At 67.6% G+C, this 14,978-nt stretch carries 18 protein-coding genes; 11 read left to right on the top strand and 7 right to left on the bottom strand.

Going from position 1 to position 14,978, the window contains the following annotated elements; all coding sequences use genetic code 11:
* The first annotated feature begins 53 nt into the window (after nucleotides 1-53).
* The 4 genes from ACNQVK_RS19500 to ACNQVK_RS19485 all read left to right on the top strand — a co-directional run bounded on the left by ACNQVK_RS19500 (nucleotide 54) and on the right by ACNQVK_RS19485 (nucleotide 2,904).
* Complete coding sequence (locus tag ACNQVK_RS19500) at nucleotides 54-788, top strand: helix-turn-helix domain-containing protein (protein WP_409550015.1); 735 nt, start codon at nucleotides 54-56, stop codon at nucleotides 786-788.
* 76 nt (nucleotides 789-864) lie between these two features.
* Nucleotides 865-1,476, top strand: coding sequence for a peroxidase-related enzyme (locus ACNQVK_RS19495; protein ID WP_418030809.1), 612 nt, complete (start codon nucleotides 865-867; stop codon nucleotides 1,474-1,476).
* 52 nt (nucleotides 1,477-1,528) lie between these two features.
* Nucleotides 1,529-2,251: a FadR/GntR family transcriptional regulator gene (locus tag ACNQVK_RS19490; protein WP_418030808.1), complete on the top strand. Its 723-nt coding sequence runs from the start codon at nucleotides 1,529-1,531 to the stop codon at nucleotides 2,249-2,251.
* Complete coding sequence (locus tag ACNQVK_RS19485) at nucleotides 2,248-2,904, top strand: sterol desaturase family protein (RefSeq protein WP_418030806.1); 657 nt, start codon at nucleotides 2,248-2,250, stop codon at nucleotides 2,902-2,904. Before ACNQVK_RS19490 ends, ACNQVK_RS19485 begins: the two co-directional genes overlap by 4 nt.
* Here ACNQVK_RS19485 and ACNQVK_RS19480 read toward each other — a convergent pair.
* Nucleotides 2,885-3,664 (bottom strand): L,D-transpeptidase, encoded by a 780-nt coding sequence (locus ACNQVK_RS19480; RefSeq protein ID WP_418030805.1) that lies wholly within the window; start codon nucleotides 3,662-3,664, stop codon nucleotides 2,885-2,887. The two genes, ACNQVK_RS19485 and ACNQVK_RS19480, sit on opposite strands and share 20 nt — an antisense overlap.
* A gap of 175 nt (nucleotides 3,665-3,839) precedes the next feature.
* Nucleotides 3,840-5,264: a hypothetical protein gene (locus ACNQVK_RS19475; protein WP_418030804.1), complete on the bottom strand. Its 1,425-nt coding sequence runs from the start codon at nucleotides 5,262-5,264 to the stop codon at nucleotides 3,840-3,842.
* A gap of 211 nt (nucleotides 5,265-5,475) precedes the next feature.
* Between ACNQVK_RS19475 and ACNQVK_RS19470 the strand changes: the two genes are divergently transcribed.
* Complete coding sequence (locus ACNQVK_RS19470) at nucleotides 5,476-6,933, top strand: peptide MFS transporter (protein WP_418030803.1); 1,458 nt, start codon at nucleotides 5,476-5,478, stop codon at nucleotides 6,931-6,933.
* On the opposite strand, the gene ACNQVK_RS19465 is transcribed toward ACNQVK_RS19470, so the two are convergent.
* The gene (locus tag ACNQVK_RS19465; protein WP_418030802.1) at nucleotides 6,927-7,880 is read right to left on the bottom strand and encodes a threonine ammonia-lyase; all 954 of its coding nucleotides are present in this window, start codon (nucleotides 7,878-7,880) and stop codon (nucleotides 6,927-6,929) included. The two genes, ACNQVK_RS19470 and ACNQVK_RS19465, sit on opposite strands and share 7 nt — an antisense overlap.
* Before the next feature lie 96 nt (nucleotides 7,881-7,976).
* Here ACNQVK_RS19465 and ACNQVK_RS19460 point away from each other — a divergent pair, with 96 nt between their 5' ends.
* From ACNQVK_RS19460 to ACNQVK_RS19445, 4 genes are all read left to right on the top strand, one after another.
* On the top strand, nucleotides 7,977-8,399 hold the full coding sequence (locus tag ACNQVK_RS19460) for an acyl-CoA thioesterase (RefSeq protein ID WP_418030801.1): 423 nt from the start codon (nucleotides 7,977-7,979) through the stop codon (nucleotides 8,397-8,399).
* 49 nt (nucleotides 8,400-8,448) lie between these two features.
* A complete protein-coding gene (speB, locus tag ACNQVK_RS19455; RefSeq protein WP_409549726.1) occupies nucleotides 8,449-9,486 on the top strand; it encodes an agmatinase in 1,038 nt (345 codons plus the stop codon).
* A gap of 84 nt (nucleotides 9,487-9,570) precedes the next feature.
* A complete protein-coding gene (locus tag ACNQVK_RS19450; RefSeq protein WP_273736165.1) occupies nucleotides 9,571-9,798 on the top strand; it encodes a hypothetical protein in 228 nt (75 codons plus the stop codon).
* 17 nt (nucleotides 9,799-9,815) lie between these two features.
* Complete coding sequence (locus ACNQVK_RS19445; protein WP_418030800.1) at nucleotides 9,816-10,145, top strand: hypothetical protein; 330 nt, start codon at nucleotides 9,816-9,818, stop codon at nucleotides 10,143-10,145.
* Here the strand turns inward: ACNQVK_RS19445 and ACNQVK_RS19440 are convergent.
* The 3 genes from ACNQVK_RS19440 to ACNQVK_RS19430 form a co-directional block, all read right to left on the bottom strand.
* Entirely contained in the window at nucleotides 10,087-10,989 is a 903-nt protein-coding gene (locus tag ACNQVK_RS19440) for a cytochrome c biogenesis CcdA family protein (protein ID WP_418030799.1), read from the bottom strand. The two genes, ACNQVK_RS19445 and ACNQVK_RS19440, sit on opposite strands and share 59 nt — an antisense overlap.
* Before the next feature lie 9 nt (nucleotides 10,990-10,998).
* Entirely contained in the window at nucleotides 10,999-11,478 is a 480-nt protein-coding gene (locus tag ACNQVK_RS19435) for a protein disulfide oxidoreductase (protein ID WP_110917973.1), read from the bottom strand.
* A 105-nt stretch (nucleotides 11,479-11,583) separates the two neighbouring features.
* Nucleotides 11,584-12,465, bottom strand: coding sequence for a TIGR03854 family LLM class F420-dependent oxidoreductase (locus ACNQVK_RS19430; RefSeq protein ID WP_418034222.1), 882 nt, complete (start codon nucleotides 12,463-12,465; stop codon nucleotides 11,584-11,586).
* A gap of 87 nt (nucleotides 12,466-12,552) precedes the next feature.
* Here ACNQVK_RS19430 and ACNQVK_RS19425 point away from each other — a divergent pair, with 87 nt between their 5' ends.
* Complete coding sequence (locus tag ACNQVK_RS19425) at nucleotides 12,553-12,993, top strand: DUF6188 family protein (RefSeq protein ID WP_418030798.1); 441 nt, start codon at nucleotides 12,553-12,555, stop codon at nucleotides 12,991-12,993.
* A 41-nt stretch (nucleotides 12,994-13,034) separates the two neighbouring features.
* Here the strand turns inward: ACNQVK_RS19425 and ACNQVK_RS19420 are convergent, their stop codons facing one another.
* Nucleotides 13,035-13,517, bottom strand: a complete 483-nt coding sequence (locus ACNQVK_RS19420; RefSeq protein WP_418030797.1) for a hypothetical protein — start codon at nucleotides 13,515-13,517, stop codon at nucleotides 13,035-13,037.
* A gap of 177 nt (nucleotides 13,518-13,694) precedes the next feature.
* Here ACNQVK_RS19420 and ACNQVK_RS19415 point away from each other — a divergent pair, with 177 nt between their 5' ends.
* Nucleotides 13,695-14,975 carry a cytochrome P450 gene (locus ACNQVK_RS19415; protein ID WP_418030796.1) on the top strand — a complete coding sequence of 427 codons (1,281 nt, stop codon included), beginning with the start codon at nucleotides 13,695-13,697 and terminating at the stop codon, nucleotides 14,973-14,975.
* The last annotated feature ends 3 nt before the right edge of the window (nucleotides 14,976-14,978 follow it).

Genomic DNA, 14,978 nt, shown 5'->3' with positions numbered 1-14,978 from the left:
GTGAGACTCGGGTGGTGACGAGTGCGGCAACCCAGACACCGATCGGGTCACTGATGCGCGACTGGCGATTACGCCGCCGGATCAGCCAACTGGACCTGGCCATCGAGGCCGACGTGTCGGCGCGTCACCTCAGCTTCATCGAGACCGGCCGATCCGTGCCGAGCCGGGCGATGGTGCTCCGGCTGGCCGAGGCCCTCGAGGTCCCGCTGCGGGACCAGAACCAACTGCTGCTCGCCGCCGGGCTGGCACCCGTGTACGCCGAACGGACGCTGGAGGATCCCGAGATGACCGCAGTGCGCGACGGGGTGACCCGAGTGTTGGACGCCTACAACCCATTTCCCTGTGTCGTCGTCGACCGCACCTGGAACCTGTTGCAGGCCAACGCAGGCACCGCAGTGATGCTCGAAGGTGTCGCTCCGCATCTGTTGGACCGGCCCAATGCGTTGCGAATCACCCTGCATCCCGAGGGCATGGCCCCGCGCATCCGGAACCTGGCCGAATGGCGCCACCACCTGATCAGCCGGCTGCGCCGCGAGGTCACCGTCAGCGGATCGGCCGAACTCGCCGACCTTCTCTCCGAGATCGAGTCCTACCCGGGAGGAATGGAACCCGTCCGCGATCTCGGCGGAGTCGTCGTCCCCCTGGAACTGACCGCACCCGACGGCACCGTGCTGACCTTCCTCAGCACTGTCACGACATTCGGCACCGCGCTGGACCTCACCGCCGCGGAACTCAGCATCGAGGCGTTCCTGCCCGCCGATGCCGAGACGGCCGCCGCACTCCGCTGAACGCGGCCGCGCAAGGGTTCGCCTCGGCGGTGTCGAAATCCTTGTCCGGCAACGCCGCCTGCATCAGGCTCCGCGTATGACCGCCACCGCTGACGCTCCCCAGTCCCTGACCCCATCGCGCATCTCACGGTTACGGGTACCCGAACTGGATGAGCTGAGCACCGCGGGTGTGCGCGGCTTCTTCAGCCGGCAGCAGCGCGAGGAAGGGCTGACCTCCAACTGGTTTCGTGCGCTGGCCCTCAACGAGGGTGACCTCGAACGGCTCAACGGCTACCTGCTGCCGTTGCTGGGTGCCGACGGGCGGGGCGGATTGAGTGCGCGTGAGCGCGAGGTGATCGCCACGGTGGTATCCGGGGAGAACCGCTGCGCGTACTGCCACACCAACCATGCCAACAAGCTGGGGAAAGTCGCCGGCGACTGGTCGTTCGGACAACGGGTCGCGATCGACCATCGGCAGGTGGCCGAGCTCACCGAGCGGGAGCGCGCCCTGGGCGACCTCGCCGTCCTGGTCAACAACCATCCGCAGGACATCGGCGACGCCCACTTCGACACGTTGCGCGCCCTCGGACTCGACGACCATCAGATCCTCGAGGGCATCTCGATCGCGGCTTTCATCGGCGCGACCAACCGAATCGGCATCGCCCTGTCGGTTCCGCCGAACCCGGAGTACACCGGCATCCCGCGATAATCAACTGGTATGACCACTTGACCTCTGACCGTCAGAGGGGCAGCATGGCCCTATGGCGTTACAACCGGTCAACCGCAGATCCGTACCCGAGGACGTCTTCGAGCAGATCGTCGCCGAAGTGCTCAGCGGCCAGATGCAGCCCGGCGAACCGCTGCCCAGTGAACGTCGGCTGGCCGAGGTGCTCGGGGTGTCCCGCCCGGCCGTACGTGAGGCGATCAAGCGGCTGACCGAGGCCGGGCTGGTCGAGGTTCGGCAGGGCGACTCCACCACCGTGCGAGACTTCCGCAAGCATGCCGGCCTCGACCTGCTGCCCAGGCTGCTCCTGCGCGCAGGCGAACTCGACGTCAGCGTGGTCCGCAGCATCCTGGAAACCCGCCTGCACAACGGGCCGAAGGTTGCCGAGCTGGCCGCCCGGCGGGCCACCGCCGACCTCGCCGCCCAACTCGGCCGCACCGTCGATGCCCTGGCGGCCGAACCGGATCCGGTCGAGCAACAGCGCCAGGCGCTCGCCTTCTGGGATCTGATCGTCGACGGCGCGGACTCGATCGCATTCCGGTTGATGTACAACACCCTTCGGCAGACCTACGAGCCCGCGCTCCCGGCGCTGGCCACGATGATGGCCGCCGAGGTCGGCCGTCCCGACGCGTATCGGCGGATCGTCGAGGCCATCGAAGCCCGAGACCCGGCGACTGCCCGGCGCGCGGCTCAGGACCTGCTGGAGCCGGCCACCGATGCCCTCATGGGAGCGCTCGAGGCCCTGGAGGAAACCCGATGACGCGCAACGCTTTCAGCTTGGGTGACGCGGCCCGGGAATTCGTCAGGCACCCCTCCCCCTGGATGATCGGCACCGCGCTGGTCGTCAGCGTCGCAGCGCGGTGCGCCGTCGGGGACTGGCAACTCACCGACGTGCTCGTGCCCGTGGTGATGCTCGTGACGTTCCCGTTCTTCGAATGGATCGTCCACGTCTTCGTACTGCACTGGCGGCCAAGGCGGTTCGGCCCGATCACACTGGATTCGCTGCTGGCTCACGACCACCGGCTGCACCACGTCGACCCGCGTGACATCCCGCTGATCTTCGTACCGTGGCGAGCCCTGCTGTGGATCCTGCCCGTCGCCGTGGCCCTCGCCCTGCTGGCATTCCCTCGTCTCGGCCTGGGACTGACGTTCCTGTCACTGCTGACCGTGATCGGCCTGGCGTACGAGTGGTGCCACTACCTGATCCACAGCGACTACAAGCCGAAAACCGGTGTCTACCGTGCAGTTTGGCGCAACCATCGGCAGCACCACTACAAGAACGAGCACTACTGGTTCACGGTGACCACCGCCGGAACCGCCGACCGGGTGTTGGGGACATACCCCGACCCGGCGACGGTATCCACCTCACCGACGTCGAAGAACCTGCACGCGGCTACGACTGCACAACAATAGGGTCGCCCACGTGCACCGTGTTGAAGTACCAATCGGCGTTGTCGGGGCTCAGGTTGATGCAGCCGTGGCTGACGTTGGCATAGCCCTGGGATCCCACCGACCAGGGCGCCCCGTGGACGTAGACGCCGCCCCAGGTCACGCGGACCGCATCGTAAACGGTGAGCTTGTAGCCCTCCGGGTCACTCAGCGGAATACCGATCGTGCGCGAATCCATCACCACGACAGGCTCTTTGGACAGTGCGGTGAAGGTACCGACCGGGGTCGGGTGCTTCGGCTTGCCCATCGAGGCCGGCATCGTGCGGGCCACCGCGCCGTCGATGCTCACGGTGAAGGTGTGGGCGTCGATATCGGCAACGCCCAGCACCTGTGATCCGGTTTCGAAGCTGGTCTTGGCGCCGCCGGCGGATACGGAGATGGTCGAGTGGGCCGGCCAGAACTGGTCGGGCTTCCACTGCATCACGTCATCGCTGAGCCAGCTGAATGTGCCAGTGGGCGTGTGCGGTGAGCTGATCTGCAGGCTGCTCTGCGCCGCGTCGCGATCGGCCACCGGCTTGTCGAAGGTCACCGTCAACGGCATGGCGACACCGACCACGGAACCCGCGGCCGGCTCGATGGTCGCGCCCGGCTCGGGCGTGCGCACCGCGGCAGATGCGACATCGACCGTGCTCGCCGCGGCCAAGGTGGCGACTCCAATCGCCGCAAACACTTTCAGTACCGACGCTCGAACGGTTCCGAATGACGACGAGGGGGCGCTCAGCATTCCACCAGTGTAGGTGCTCGCCGGAACTGCACCCCTCAGGCGCAGCGTGACGGTGGCAGATCGGTGTCGGCGGTAGCGCGATGGGTTGCCCATGGTGAACACATCGATGCGACTTGTCAGAACGTTTCACCGCAGGATCGGCGGTCTTGCACCGGTCTCAGCAACGTCACAGGGATCAAGGCGCGGCGGGTACCGGCGCCTGCGATTCGGGCGCGGCCGGGACGGCCTCAGGTGCGGGAGGCGCTGCTTCCGGCACGGGTGGTGCCGTTTCGGCCGCCGGAGCCTGTGCGGCCGTCTGCTGTACCGGTGCCGCCTCGGGCGCCGGACTCGGCGGAGGCGGCGCCACCTCAGCGGCCGGCGGCGGTGGCGGCGGTGGCGGCGGTGGCGGCGGAGGCGCTTCCGATGCCGGGGACAGTGCCGGTGACACCACGGTCTCGGCCGGCGGCGCCTCGCCCGCGGGCAAGGGCCCCTGGCCCGCCTCGGGCGGAGGCGCGCCGGGGTGCTCGCGCATCTGCGGTGACTGCTCCGGTGGCACCGGCCCCAGCTCGGACCCGGGAGGCGCGAGCTGCTCGCCCGGTATGGCGCCGGGCTCGGTTGGCGCCGTGACGCTTTGGTCGGCTGAGTATTCCGGCCCGACGTCCTGCACCACCGACTCGAGGACAGGCGGGGGCTCAGGTGGCGGGGCAGGCGGTGCGGGAGCCGCGGGCGGCTGCTGCACAGCGGCCGAGTCGCCCGATGTGCTCACCACCGGACGGGTACTCCGGTGCGGAGCCGGCTCCGAACCGGGCACCAGCTGCTGACCGATGGCCAGCGCCAGCGAGACCCCGAAGACCAGGACTCCACCGAGCAATATCGCCAGCGGCGTCAATTGTGTGGCGGGCCAGCGCCAACCGGTCGGGGCCACACTCTCGTCGGATGCCCGGCGGCCCCGTCGCACCGCGGCCAGCGCGGCACCCCTGGCCAGTGGCAATCCGGGTTCGGCCGGCGTGAACACCGGCACCTGAAGGGCCTGCTCCAACTTTGGCAGCACCGAGTCCAGGTCGACGGCGGATCCCACGACCACGAGCCCGTCGGGACGTGGATCGGCCGCGTCGAACATGTCGGACAGCCAGGTCGTCAGGCCCGCCACGGTCTCGATACCCCGGCTGACCGTCGTCTGTACGGGAGTACCGTCGCTGACCGTCATCGCTTGCACCACATCGGGTTCCAGGACGCATACGGCGGTCGTGCCGAATCCGACGATTCCGGCGATGCGACGCGCCAGCGCATCCGTGGCCTGCGGCAGCCGAACCGGAACCACTGAGGCGTACCCGGCCTCGGCCAGCTTCTTCATCAGCACAGCGGCCTCTGCCGCGGCGGCCGAACTCCACGTGACACCGATCGTTGTCAGCTGCCGATCGTGTTCTGCCGCAACCTTTTCGGCGCGACGAACGGCAGACACCACATCGGCACAGATCTCGCCGGTTCGTGACGGCGTATAGCCACGAATGTCAAAGGCGTCATGGTCGACGGTCGCCCCGTCAGCCTCGCTGCCCTCGACCAGGACCAGACCGACGGTGGACGGTGTCAACGAAACACCGAGCACCGCCTCCACATGCACCCCCGAAAAGTGTGGCCGTCGTCCAAACGTTTCACGGTGACATTACCGGGTGGCAGCATCATAGCCATCCCCTGTACCTTCGTCGCCCACGTTCGACATGCAGCGAAATGTGCTGTGCCACAGAAGCGCCTGTACACAACGGAGTTCTAGTTTGCCGCCCCGGCCGTCAATTCCGGCCGACCGGGCCGCTCCCGTGGCAAGGTAATGGCCCATGCAGCAAGTGCAGGACTCCCCACACCACCGCACGTTCTTCGGCCATCCCATCGGGCTGGCCAATCTGTTCGGGGTGGAATTGTGGGAGCGCTTCTCGTTCTACGGGATGCTCACCATCCTGGGCTACTACCTGTACTACACCGCGGCCGATGGCGGCCTGGGGCTCCCGAAGAGCACCGCAACCGGCATCGTCGGCGCCTACGGAGGCCTGGTGTACCTGTCCACCGTCCTGGGCGCGTGGGTCGCCGATCGACTGCTGGGCATGGAGCGCACGGTGTTCTACGGCGGGGTGGTCGTGATGGCCGGCCACATCGCACTCGCCGTCGTTCCGGGCCTGGCCGGCGTCGGCGTCGGCCTCGTCCTGGTCGCCCTGGGATCCGGTGCACTGAAGGCCAACGCGTCCTCGCTGCTGGGCACGCTCTACGACAAGAACGACCCTCGTGCCGACGGCGGCTTCACCCTGTTCTACCTCGGGGTCAATCTGGGCGCCTTCGTCGGACCGCTGGCGACCGGACTGCTGCAGACGCGCGCGGGCTTCCATTACGGGTTCGGCGCGGCGGCCTTCGGGATGGCGTTGGGCCTCACCCAGTATGTGTTGTACCGGCGCAATCTCGGGAGCCACGGACGCATCGTGGCAAACCCGTTGCCGCCCCGGGCAATCTGGAAGGCCATCGCCATCGTCATCGCACTCGCCGGGGCCGTGGCGGTGCTGTTCATGACGCACCTCGTCGGGCTGGCGAACCTGTCGCAGTTCACCACCGGCGTGATCGTGGTGGCCTCGGTGGTGTATTTCGCGGTGATGCTGACCAGCTCCAAAGTGTCCGACACCGAACGCATCCGGGTCCGCGCATTCATCCCGCTGTTCATCGCCAACGCGGTGTTCTGGTCACTGTTCCAGCAGACGTTCACGGTGCTGGCGGTCTATTCAGACGAACGGGTCAACTGGTCGGTCTTCGGCTGGACCGCACCGTCGAGCTGGATCGGGTCGATCGAACCGGTCTGGATCATCCTGCTCTCGCCGTTGTTCGCGCTCATGTGGACCCGGCTGGGCAACCGGGCACCGACCACTCCGCGCAAGTTCGCCTACGGCGTGATCGGCATGGGTGCGGCGTTCCTGCTGTTCCTACCGATGGCAGCGTCCATCGGCAAGGTGGTGCCGGCACTGCTGGTGGCCGGCATCATGGTGGTGTTCGCGGTGTCTGAGCTCCTGCTGTCGCCGATCGGTCTCTCGGTGACGACAAAGCTTGCGCCAGAGGCATTCCGGGCCCAGATGATGGCGCTGTTCTTCTTCTCCGTCGGACTGGGTACGGCCATGTCGGGCGTGCTCGCGCAGCACTACGATCCCGCGCACGAGTTCGCCTACTTCGGCACACTCGGGGCGGTGGCGATCCTCGTCGGCGTCGTGGTCCTGCTGATGTCGGCACGCATCAGCAGGCTCATGGAGGGGGTTCACTGACTCCGGGACAGGATCTCGGCCAGCAGCGGTGGCTCGATGTTACCGCCGGACACGATCACCACCGCGGGCCCGGGCGGCGCCGTCACGTTGCGGTAGCCCGCCAGTGCCACCGCACCGCTGGGTTCGGCGACCAGGCGCGCGCGGTGAGCGAGTTCCCTCACCCCTGAACGGATCTCATCTTCGGACACGGTGATGACATCGTCGAGCACACGTTGCAGATGGGCGAACGTCAACGCCGACGGTGTCGAGCGCAGTCCGTCGGCGATGGTCCGGTTACGCTGCGCAACCGGCCAGTCCACCCGGTGGCCGGCGGCCAGGCTTTCGACGGTGTCCGCAGCGAGTTCCGGCTCGACGCCGAAGATCTTGGCCTGCGGGCACATCGCGCGGATCGCGGTACCCACACCCGAGGCCAGTCCGCCGCCGCTGATCGGGATGAATACGGATGCGACGGCGGGCAGGTCCTGCGCGATCTCCAATCCGATGGTGCCCTGGCCGGCGATCACGTCAGGGTGATCGAAGGGCGGTATCAGCACACCGCCGGTGCGCTCGACCAGTTCGGCGGCAACCGTTTCGCGTTGCCCGGCAGCGCACAGCACCACCTGCGCCCCGTGATCCCTGGTGGCCCGCACCTTCACGGCCGGCGTCTCCTCGGGCATCACGATGTGGGCGGCGACGCCATACGCCGCGGCCGCATACGCCACCGCCTGCGCATGATTGCCGCTGGAGTAGGCCACCACTCCCCTGGCCCGTACACCGGGATCGAGCCGTCCCAGCGCGTTGAACGCACCCCGGATCTTGAAGGCGCCGATCGGCTGCAGATTCTCGGGCTTGAGCCACAACGGCCGACCGGGATCTCCCCATCCGGCCGCCAGGAGCGGGGTTCGCACGATGTCCGGGTCGATCCGCCGGGCCGCGGCGTCGATGTCGTCGAGGGTCACCAGCTTCACGGCACAAGTCTCTCCTGCGGACCGGACCGGCGAAAGCCCGGGCCGCGTCCGGCCCGTTACCGTGGAGCGGCAGACCCCCGGCCTTGGAGTGCTCACGTGACCCAGTACAGCTTCGGCATCGTTCCGCGTTACGCCGAGATCGATCAGCAGGGCGTGGTGTTCAACGGCCACTACCTCACCTGGTTCGACGAGGCGTGTACCGGGCTGTTCGACCACCTGCGGGTGAGCTATGCCGACCTGATTGCCGATGGCATCGACATGCAGGTGGTGCACACCGAGATCGATTTCCGGGCGCCGGTCCGGTGGCGGGAGTCGGTGCGCGTCGCCGTGCGGTGCGAGCGCATCGGCACCACCAGCTTCACCCTGGGCTTCACCGTGCTGGGCACCGACGCCTCCGGCGACGAGCGGCCCCGGGTGTGCGGGAGCAATGTCTACGTTGTCGTCTCTACCGATGACTGGTCCAAGCGGCCCGTCCCCGAAGGCGTTCGCACCGCACTGAGTTCCGTTGCCGGCCAATGAATCTTCCGAGCCGACCGTGCCGCCGCGCCGGTGGCGGTAATGTCAGCTCATGGGCGATCAGCACGATCACCGACCCCAGCGTGAGTTGCCGCCCGGCATGGCCGAGCAACTGGACCTGCCGCACTCGGGCATGGTCTCCTTCGGGCACCGGCCGTTCCTGACCGAGACCGCCCAGCTCGACGCCTGGCAGCCCGATGTGGCGATCGTCGGTGCGCCGTTCGACATCTCGACAACCAACCGCCCAGGCGCCCGGTTCGGTCCCCGCGCGATCCGGGCCACGGCCTATGAACCGGGCACCTACCACCTCGACCTCGGTCTCGAGATCTTCGACTGGCTCGAAGTGGTCGATTTCGGTGACGCGTACTGCCCGCATGGGCAGACCGAGGTATCGCACGCCAACATCCGCGAGCGGGTCCACGCGGTGGCCTCACGCGGCATCGTTCCGGTGGTGCTCGGTGGAGACCATTCGATCACCTGGCCGTCGGCGACGGCGGTGGCCGATGTGCACGGCTACGGCAACGTCGGCATCGTGCATTTCGATGCGCACGCCGACACCGCCGACAACATCGAGGGCAACCTGGCCAGCCACGGCACCCCGATGCGTCGGCTCATCGAATCCGGTGCGGTGCCCGGCACTCATTTCGTCCAGGTCGGGCTGCGGGGGTACTGGCCGCCGCAGGACACCTTCGAATGGATGCTGGAGCAGGGCATGACCTGGCACACCATGCAGGAGATCTGGGACCGCGGCTTCAAGGAGGTGATGGCCGACGCGGTCGCCGAGGCCCTTGACAAGGCCGAAAAACTCTATGTCTCAGTCGATATCGATGTCCTCGACCCCGCACATGCGCCCGGCACCGGCACTCCCGAGCCGGGTGGGATCACCAGCGCGGACCTGTTGCGGATGGTCCGGGAGTTGTGTCGCACCCACGACGTCGCCGGCGTCGACGTGGTCGAGGTGGCGCCGGCCTACGACCACGCCGAACTCACGGTAAACGCCGCCCACCGGGTGGTGTTCGAGGCCCTGTCAGGGATGGCCGCCCGGCGCCGCGACGCCTCCCAGACTCCGCCGGGCCCGCCCGCACGATGAGTGGCACAAAATTCGCGTTGAAACACCAGTTCCCGGGTAGCACAATCGGTATGCACGGCGATACCGGTCGGTGAGGGGGCAATCATGACGCACGCCAACGGTGGCGGATTCGATGACGACGCTTTCGACGACGACGCCCCGGAGGCCGACGTCGTCGAACAACTGATACCGGTCGGCGTCGATGACGAGGACGACGCGATGTCGGATCTGCGTCGGGTACGGATCTCGACGGACACCGACGCCACCGAGGCGGACCTGATCGATCAGGCCATCGTGGTGCCACTGGACGACGAGTCCGACTTCGACCGCTGACAGGAAGGATGCCCGGCATGCGCTTGCCCGATGCACTCGACAGCATCACCGCCGATACCGCGACCACCTCACGGGTTTTCGGTGACCCATACGTGACGCCCGACGGAGCGACGGTGATACCGGTCAGCAAGGTCCGGCACCGCCCCGACGGGCGATCCCATTCCAGGGCACTGGGGATTTTCGTCGTCAAGGACGGCAAACCCACGTGGGTTCCTGCCGTGGACTCCACGCGAATCGCCTTGATGGGCGAACTGATCGGGTTGGTGGCAGCGACATTGGCCACGGCCGCTATGGTGCGTCGTCCACCGTGGCCGGATGTGCGCGGCGAGTTCTCGCGGCGAATCTGACCCGCAGTCCACGCCACCCGAGTCCCAGGGCCACCAACACCAGCAGGGCGAGCACCCACGGCCAGGCCCCGTGCCGGTGCACCCAACCGGCGATCGCGCCCTGGACGCGTCCGGCGGCGGCGATCACCGGATCGTCGGGATTTCCTGCGGCACTGAATAATTGGATCTCATACCAGCCGTAATACGCGACATATGCGCCGACGGCGATCAGCAGCGCTCCGCTGATCCGGCTGATGTAGGGAACCACCCGCCGCAGCCGGTCGATCACCACCGTGCTGGTCAGCGCGGTAGCGACGGCCAGCACCCCGACGACGAGGGTGAAACCCGCGGCGTACGCGGCGAACACCGCCACCCGGTGCACCGCCGTGTTCGATTCCAGGGTCGCCCCGGTGACCGCCAGGAACGGCCCCACGGTGCACGACAGCGACGCGAGCGCGTACCCGACGCCGTAGCCGGCCATCGAACCGAGCCGTGCGGTCGGAGCCCAACCGGTCCGGCCCGCTACCGCGTCCGGCAGCAACAGCCCCAGCCTGCGGCCGGCCAGCAGCCAGCAGCCGAGGACGACCAGGACGATACCGATGAGCAATGTGACGTACGGCAGGTAGCGCTGGACGGTGTTCGCTGCAGCCACCGTGAGCAACCCGAATGTGCCGAACACCGCCACGAATCCGGCGGTCATCATCAGCGTGGCGACCAGCGCCCGTCCCAATGCGGGCAGCGGTCCGCGCGGCGAGGTACCCCGTACCACCAGCGCAAGGTACCCGGGCAGCAGGGCGAACCCGCAGGGGTTGAGCGCCGCGACCAGTCCGGCTCCGAACGCCAACCCCACCAGATTGTCTGGCACGCCGGATGACTAGCTCTTCAGGGCCGCGACCCGATCGGCCAACTCTTGCTGCGGCATGGCCGACGTCGGGTTGTTGACGAACGTCGATGACCCGTCGGCGCGGTAGAAGACGTAGGCGGGTTGCCACGGCACGTTGTACCGCGCCCAGATCGACCCGTCGGCATCGTTGAGGTTGGGGAAATTGAGGTGGTACTTGTCGACGAAACCCTGCATGGCCCCCACGTCGGAATGGGCCGCCACGCCGACGAAGCTCACCTGTGGATTGGCCGCGGCAACCTGACTCACCGAGGGCGCCTCGGCGTTGCAGAACGGGCACCACGGCGTCCAGAACCACAGCACCGCGGGCCGCCCGGCCAGGCTCGACCCGTTGAACGGGGCGCCCGACAAGGTCGTCCCGGTGAACTGCATTCGATCATCAGCGGCCGCAGTCGGCGCTGCGACCAGTGCGAACACCATCGCGACCGCACAGAACAGGCCTCGCATCCTCATGACAGTCTCCTTCGGTCAAGTCGCAGCACACGCGTGGCCTGCGCATACCCCCTAACACGGCGGTCGACACGCGGAAGTTCAAACGACGGAGAGATTCGTGCAGCGTCAGTTCTGCCGCGGCAACAGCTCGGCGGCGAACCGGTCCACGAAGGCGGCGCGGTCGGCCGGACCCGCCGCCCTGATCACGAACTTGGTCAGGCCGGCGGCCTGGTAGCGATCGAGTTGGCGGTGCAGGTCGGGCCAGTCGGCCGCGATCAGTTCCTCGGGGTCGACGTCGGGTCTGCGGCGACGGACCGCGGCGAGCAGATCCGCCGGCAGTGCGCCGTCCCCGACGGCAAGGCTGATGCCGAAGTGGTCGGGCTCGATGGTGCGGCCCGCCGCAACCGCCTCGGCCTCGATGCGCCGGCGCGCCGCGGCCGCCTCGTCGGGGGTGAGAAAGCTGCCCAGCCACCCGTCGCCGAATTTGCCGATCCGGGTCAGGGCCGCCGGCGCCGACCCACCCAGCCAGATGTCGATCGGGGTCGCCGGTACCGGTTGTACCTGCGCGGAGCGGACGGTGAAGTACTCGCCCTCGAACGACACATCGCCGCCGCGCAGCGCGGCTCGCAGCAGGTCAAGGGATTCGTCGAAGACCGCGGCCCGCCGGCCGTCGGGAACCACGAAGATGTCCCGCTCGGGTGGCAGCGCCGAATGCAGCCCGAATGCGGGCAGCACCCGCTTGGGCGCCAGCGCCGCCAGAGATGCCAATTGTTTGGCCACCAGAACCGGATGACGTCCCGGCAGGATCGCTACCGACGTCCCGACCTTCAATCGCCGGGTGCGGGCCAGCGCGTAGGCCATGCCGACGAACGGATCCACCGCCGGGGTGTAGACCAGTTCGGAAAACCACACCGAATCGACCCCGGAACTCTCCAGGTGATCGATGACGCCGTCCAGCTCGTCCGGGGTGGTTTCAGCGCCGAGTCCCACGCCGAAGCGGACCTTCATCTCCGGATGTCCCATGCCATTCATATTCGACCCAACACCGGAGATACGCCTCTTGTGCCCGGTCGTTCGGCGGTTCAGAGTAAGACAATGAGCGAACAATGGATTCAAGGGTGCTTGGTCCAGCGGATCACGTTTCGTGATGGCCTGGTGCTCAACCTCGACGACTACAACGAACTGGTCATCTCGGTTCCGCTGGAACTGACGCTTCCGGCGACCGGTACCGACGATTCCGAAGTGGTGTCGCTCGACCCGCGCGCCCTGCGCAACGAGGTCCGCCCGCTGTTCGATTTCGCCGGACAACGCTGCACGCATGCCGACTGGGAGAACGACGGCAGCCTCCACCTTGGTTTTTCCGACGGCCACCGGATCGATGTGCGGCCCGACGACCTGCAGACCTCGTGGGAGCTGTACGGGAAGTACCACGGCTACGCCGCGTGCCTGCCGCACGGGCGGGTCCGCGTCGTCCGTCACGATCAGGATGACTCCGATCAAGACGGCGACGACGTCCCCACCCGTGAGAGCGGCTGAACCGGCACACGACGCGGCCGCTGGTACCTACCGGCAGGGCATCAGCCGACGCCGACCCCGATGATCGGGATCCAGACGCCGAACAGCCAGACACCCCACTGCCGGAACCCGTTGTCCCACACCGGGTTCAAGTCATAGCCCCAGTAGTTGACCCGCGGCGGCAGCGGTCCGCCGTTCCAGTGCATCGGTGGTGGCGGGCCCCAACCCCACGGCGGCGGGCCCCTGCGGTCGTCCCACCAGTCGTGCCGGTTGTTCGCCCACCAGGGGCCCTTGTCGTCCCAGTGATCGCGGTGGTCGAAATCCGGGCCACGATTGCCGAAATCGCGCCCACGATCGTCGAAATCACGGTCATGGCCGGGCGGCCCGCCGTTGCAGAACGGGAAGCAGTCGTCGTTGCCGTGCCCCGGCTTGAGCGGGACCGGCACCGCGGGCGATGCCGACGCCGCAGGAGCCCCCAGCCCCGCAGCGCCCATTCCGAACGCACCGACCGTCAACGCAGCCGCCACGAACTTGGTCAGTTTCATACCTGGACCTCCTACAGTCGTGACCCCGGCGCCGGCCATCCCCCAATGGCCCGGCGCCGCAACGCCTTGCAACTCGCCGCTGGACCGAGCGGCGAAACGTGCACCCCGGTGGGGTATCGCCTCGACGGATCCGGGCGTTACGCGTTCTCCGGTCGGCTCCGGCTCTAACCTGGCGGTGTGGGTATCGCACCGCGGGTCAATGGGGCGCCTCCTCCCGACGTGCCGCGCTCGGAGATCGAACTCGGTTCGTGGCAGTTCTGGCGCGAGGACGACGACATTCGCGACGGAGCGTTCGCGGCGCTGCGCCGGGACGACCCGATCTCGTATCACCCGGCGTGCGTCCTCGACGGTTTTCCCGAAAGCCCGGGGCACTGGGCGGTGACCAGGTACGACGACGTCTTCCAGGCCAGCCGCCACCCGGAGATCTTCAGCTCCGCGTCGGGGATCACCATCGGTGATCAAACTGCGGAATTGGCCGAGTATTTCGGCTCGATGATCGTGATGGACGATCCCCGCCACACCCGCCTGCGCAACATCGTGCGCAGCGCGTTCACCCCGCGGGTCGTGGCCCTGATCGAGGATTCCGTCCGTGACCGGGCTCGGCGGCTGGTCGCCGACATGGTGGCCAGAAATCCCGACGGCAACGCCGAACTCGTCACCGAACTCGCCGGCCCGCTACCGCTGCAGATCATCTGCGACATGATGGGGATCCCCGAACCGGACCATCAGCGGATCTTCCACTGGACCAACGTGATCCTGGGGTTCGGCGACCCTGATCTGACCACCGACTTCGACGAGTTCCTCCAGGTGGCGATGGACATCGGCGCGTATGCGACCGCACTGGCCGACGAGCGCCGCGCGGTGCCCACCGAGGACCTCACGACGAGCCTGGTCCAGGCGGACGTCGACGGCGAACGGCTGACCTCCGCGGAGGTGGCCTCGTTCTTCATCCTGCTGGTGGTCGCGGGCAACGAGACCACGCGCAACGCCATCAGCCACGGTGTGCTCGCACTCACCCGGTTCCCCGAACAGCGCGAGAAATGGTGGTCGCGGTACGAGGAACTGGCCCCGACCGCGGTGGAGGAGATCGTGCGCTGGGCCTCGCCGGTGAGCTACATGCGCCGCACGGTCACCCAGGACACGGTGCTCGGCGGGACACCGTTGCCGGCCGGCGCCAAGGTGACGCTGTGGTACGGATCAGCGAATCGGGACGAGTCGAAGTTTGCCGATCCGTGGATGTTCGACATCACCCGCCATCCCAATCCCCATCTCGGATTCGGCGGCGGCGGTACACATTTCTGCCTCGGAGCAAACCTGGCACGTCGGGAGATCACCGTGGCGTTCGAGGAGTTGCACCGCCAGTTGCCCGACATCGTCGTGACCGAGGAACCCGACCGATTGCAGTCGCAGTTCATCCACGGCATCAAGCGCATGCCGGTGGCCTGGTCCCCCCGCTGAGGT

The organism is Mycobacterium sp. 134 (genome assembly GCF_048282715.1).
In the GTDB taxonomy this organism is placed as follows: Bacteria; Actinomycetota; Actinomycetes; order Mycobacteriales; family Mycobacteriaceae; genus Mycobacterium; species Mycobacterium septicum.
Note: the sequence above shows the minus strand (reverse complement) of the source record. Positions and strands in the feature narration are given on the sequence as shown.

Coding starts and splice junctions, on each gene's coding strand:
- ACNQVK_RS19430 (WP_418034222.1), bottom strand. CDS start 12,465: ATGAAGGTCCGCTTCGGCGTGGGACTCGGCGCTGAAACCACCCCGGAC.
- ACNQVK_RS19480 (WP_418030805.1), bottom strand. CDS start 3,664: ATGCTGAGCGCCCCCTCGTCGTCATTCGGAACCGTTCGAGCGTCGGTA.
- ACNQVK_RS19435 (WP_110917973.1), bottom strand. CDS start 11,478: ATGAGGATGCGAGGCCTGTTCTGTGCGGTCGCGATGGTGTTCGCACTG.
- ACNQVK_RS19420 (WP_418030797.1), bottom strand. CDS start 13,517: ATGAAACTGACCAAGTTCGTGGCGGCTGCGTTGACGGTCGGTGCGTTC.
- ACNQVK_RS19500 (WP_409550015.1), top strand. CDS start 54: ATGCGCGACTGGCGATTACGCCGCCGGATCAGCCAACTGGACCTGGCC.
- ACNQVK_RS19445 (WP_418030800.1), top strand. CDS start 9,816: ATGCGCTTGCCCGATGCACTCGACAGCATCACCGCCGATACCGCGACC.
- ACNQVK_RS19495 (WP_418030809.1), top strand. CDS start 865: ATGACCGCCACCGCTGACGCTCCCCAGTCCCTGACCCCATCGCGCATC.
- speB (WP_409549726.1), top strand. CDS start 8,449: ATGGGCGATCAGCACGATCACCGACCCCAGCGTGAGTTGCCGCCCGGC.
- ACNQVK_RS19470 (WP_418030803.1), top strand. CDS start 5,476: ATGCAGCAAGTGCAGGACTCCCCACACCACCGCACGTTCTTCGGCCAT.
- ACNQVK_RS19490 (WP_418030808.1), top strand. CDS start 1,529: ATGGCGTTACAACCGGTCAACCGCAGATCCGTACCCGAGGACGTCTTC.
- ACNQVK_RS19485 (WP_418030806.1), top strand. CDS start 2,248: ATGACGCGCAACGCTTTCAGCTTGGGTGACGCGGCCCGGGAATTCGTC.
- ACNQVK_RS19450 (WP_273736165.1), top strand. CDS start 9,571: ATGACGCACGCCAACGGTGGCGGATTCGATGACGACGCTTTCGACGAC.
- ACNQVK_RS19425 (WP_418030798.1), top strand. CDS start 12,553: ATGAGCGAACAATGGATTCAAGGGTGCTTGGTCCAGCGGATCACGTTT.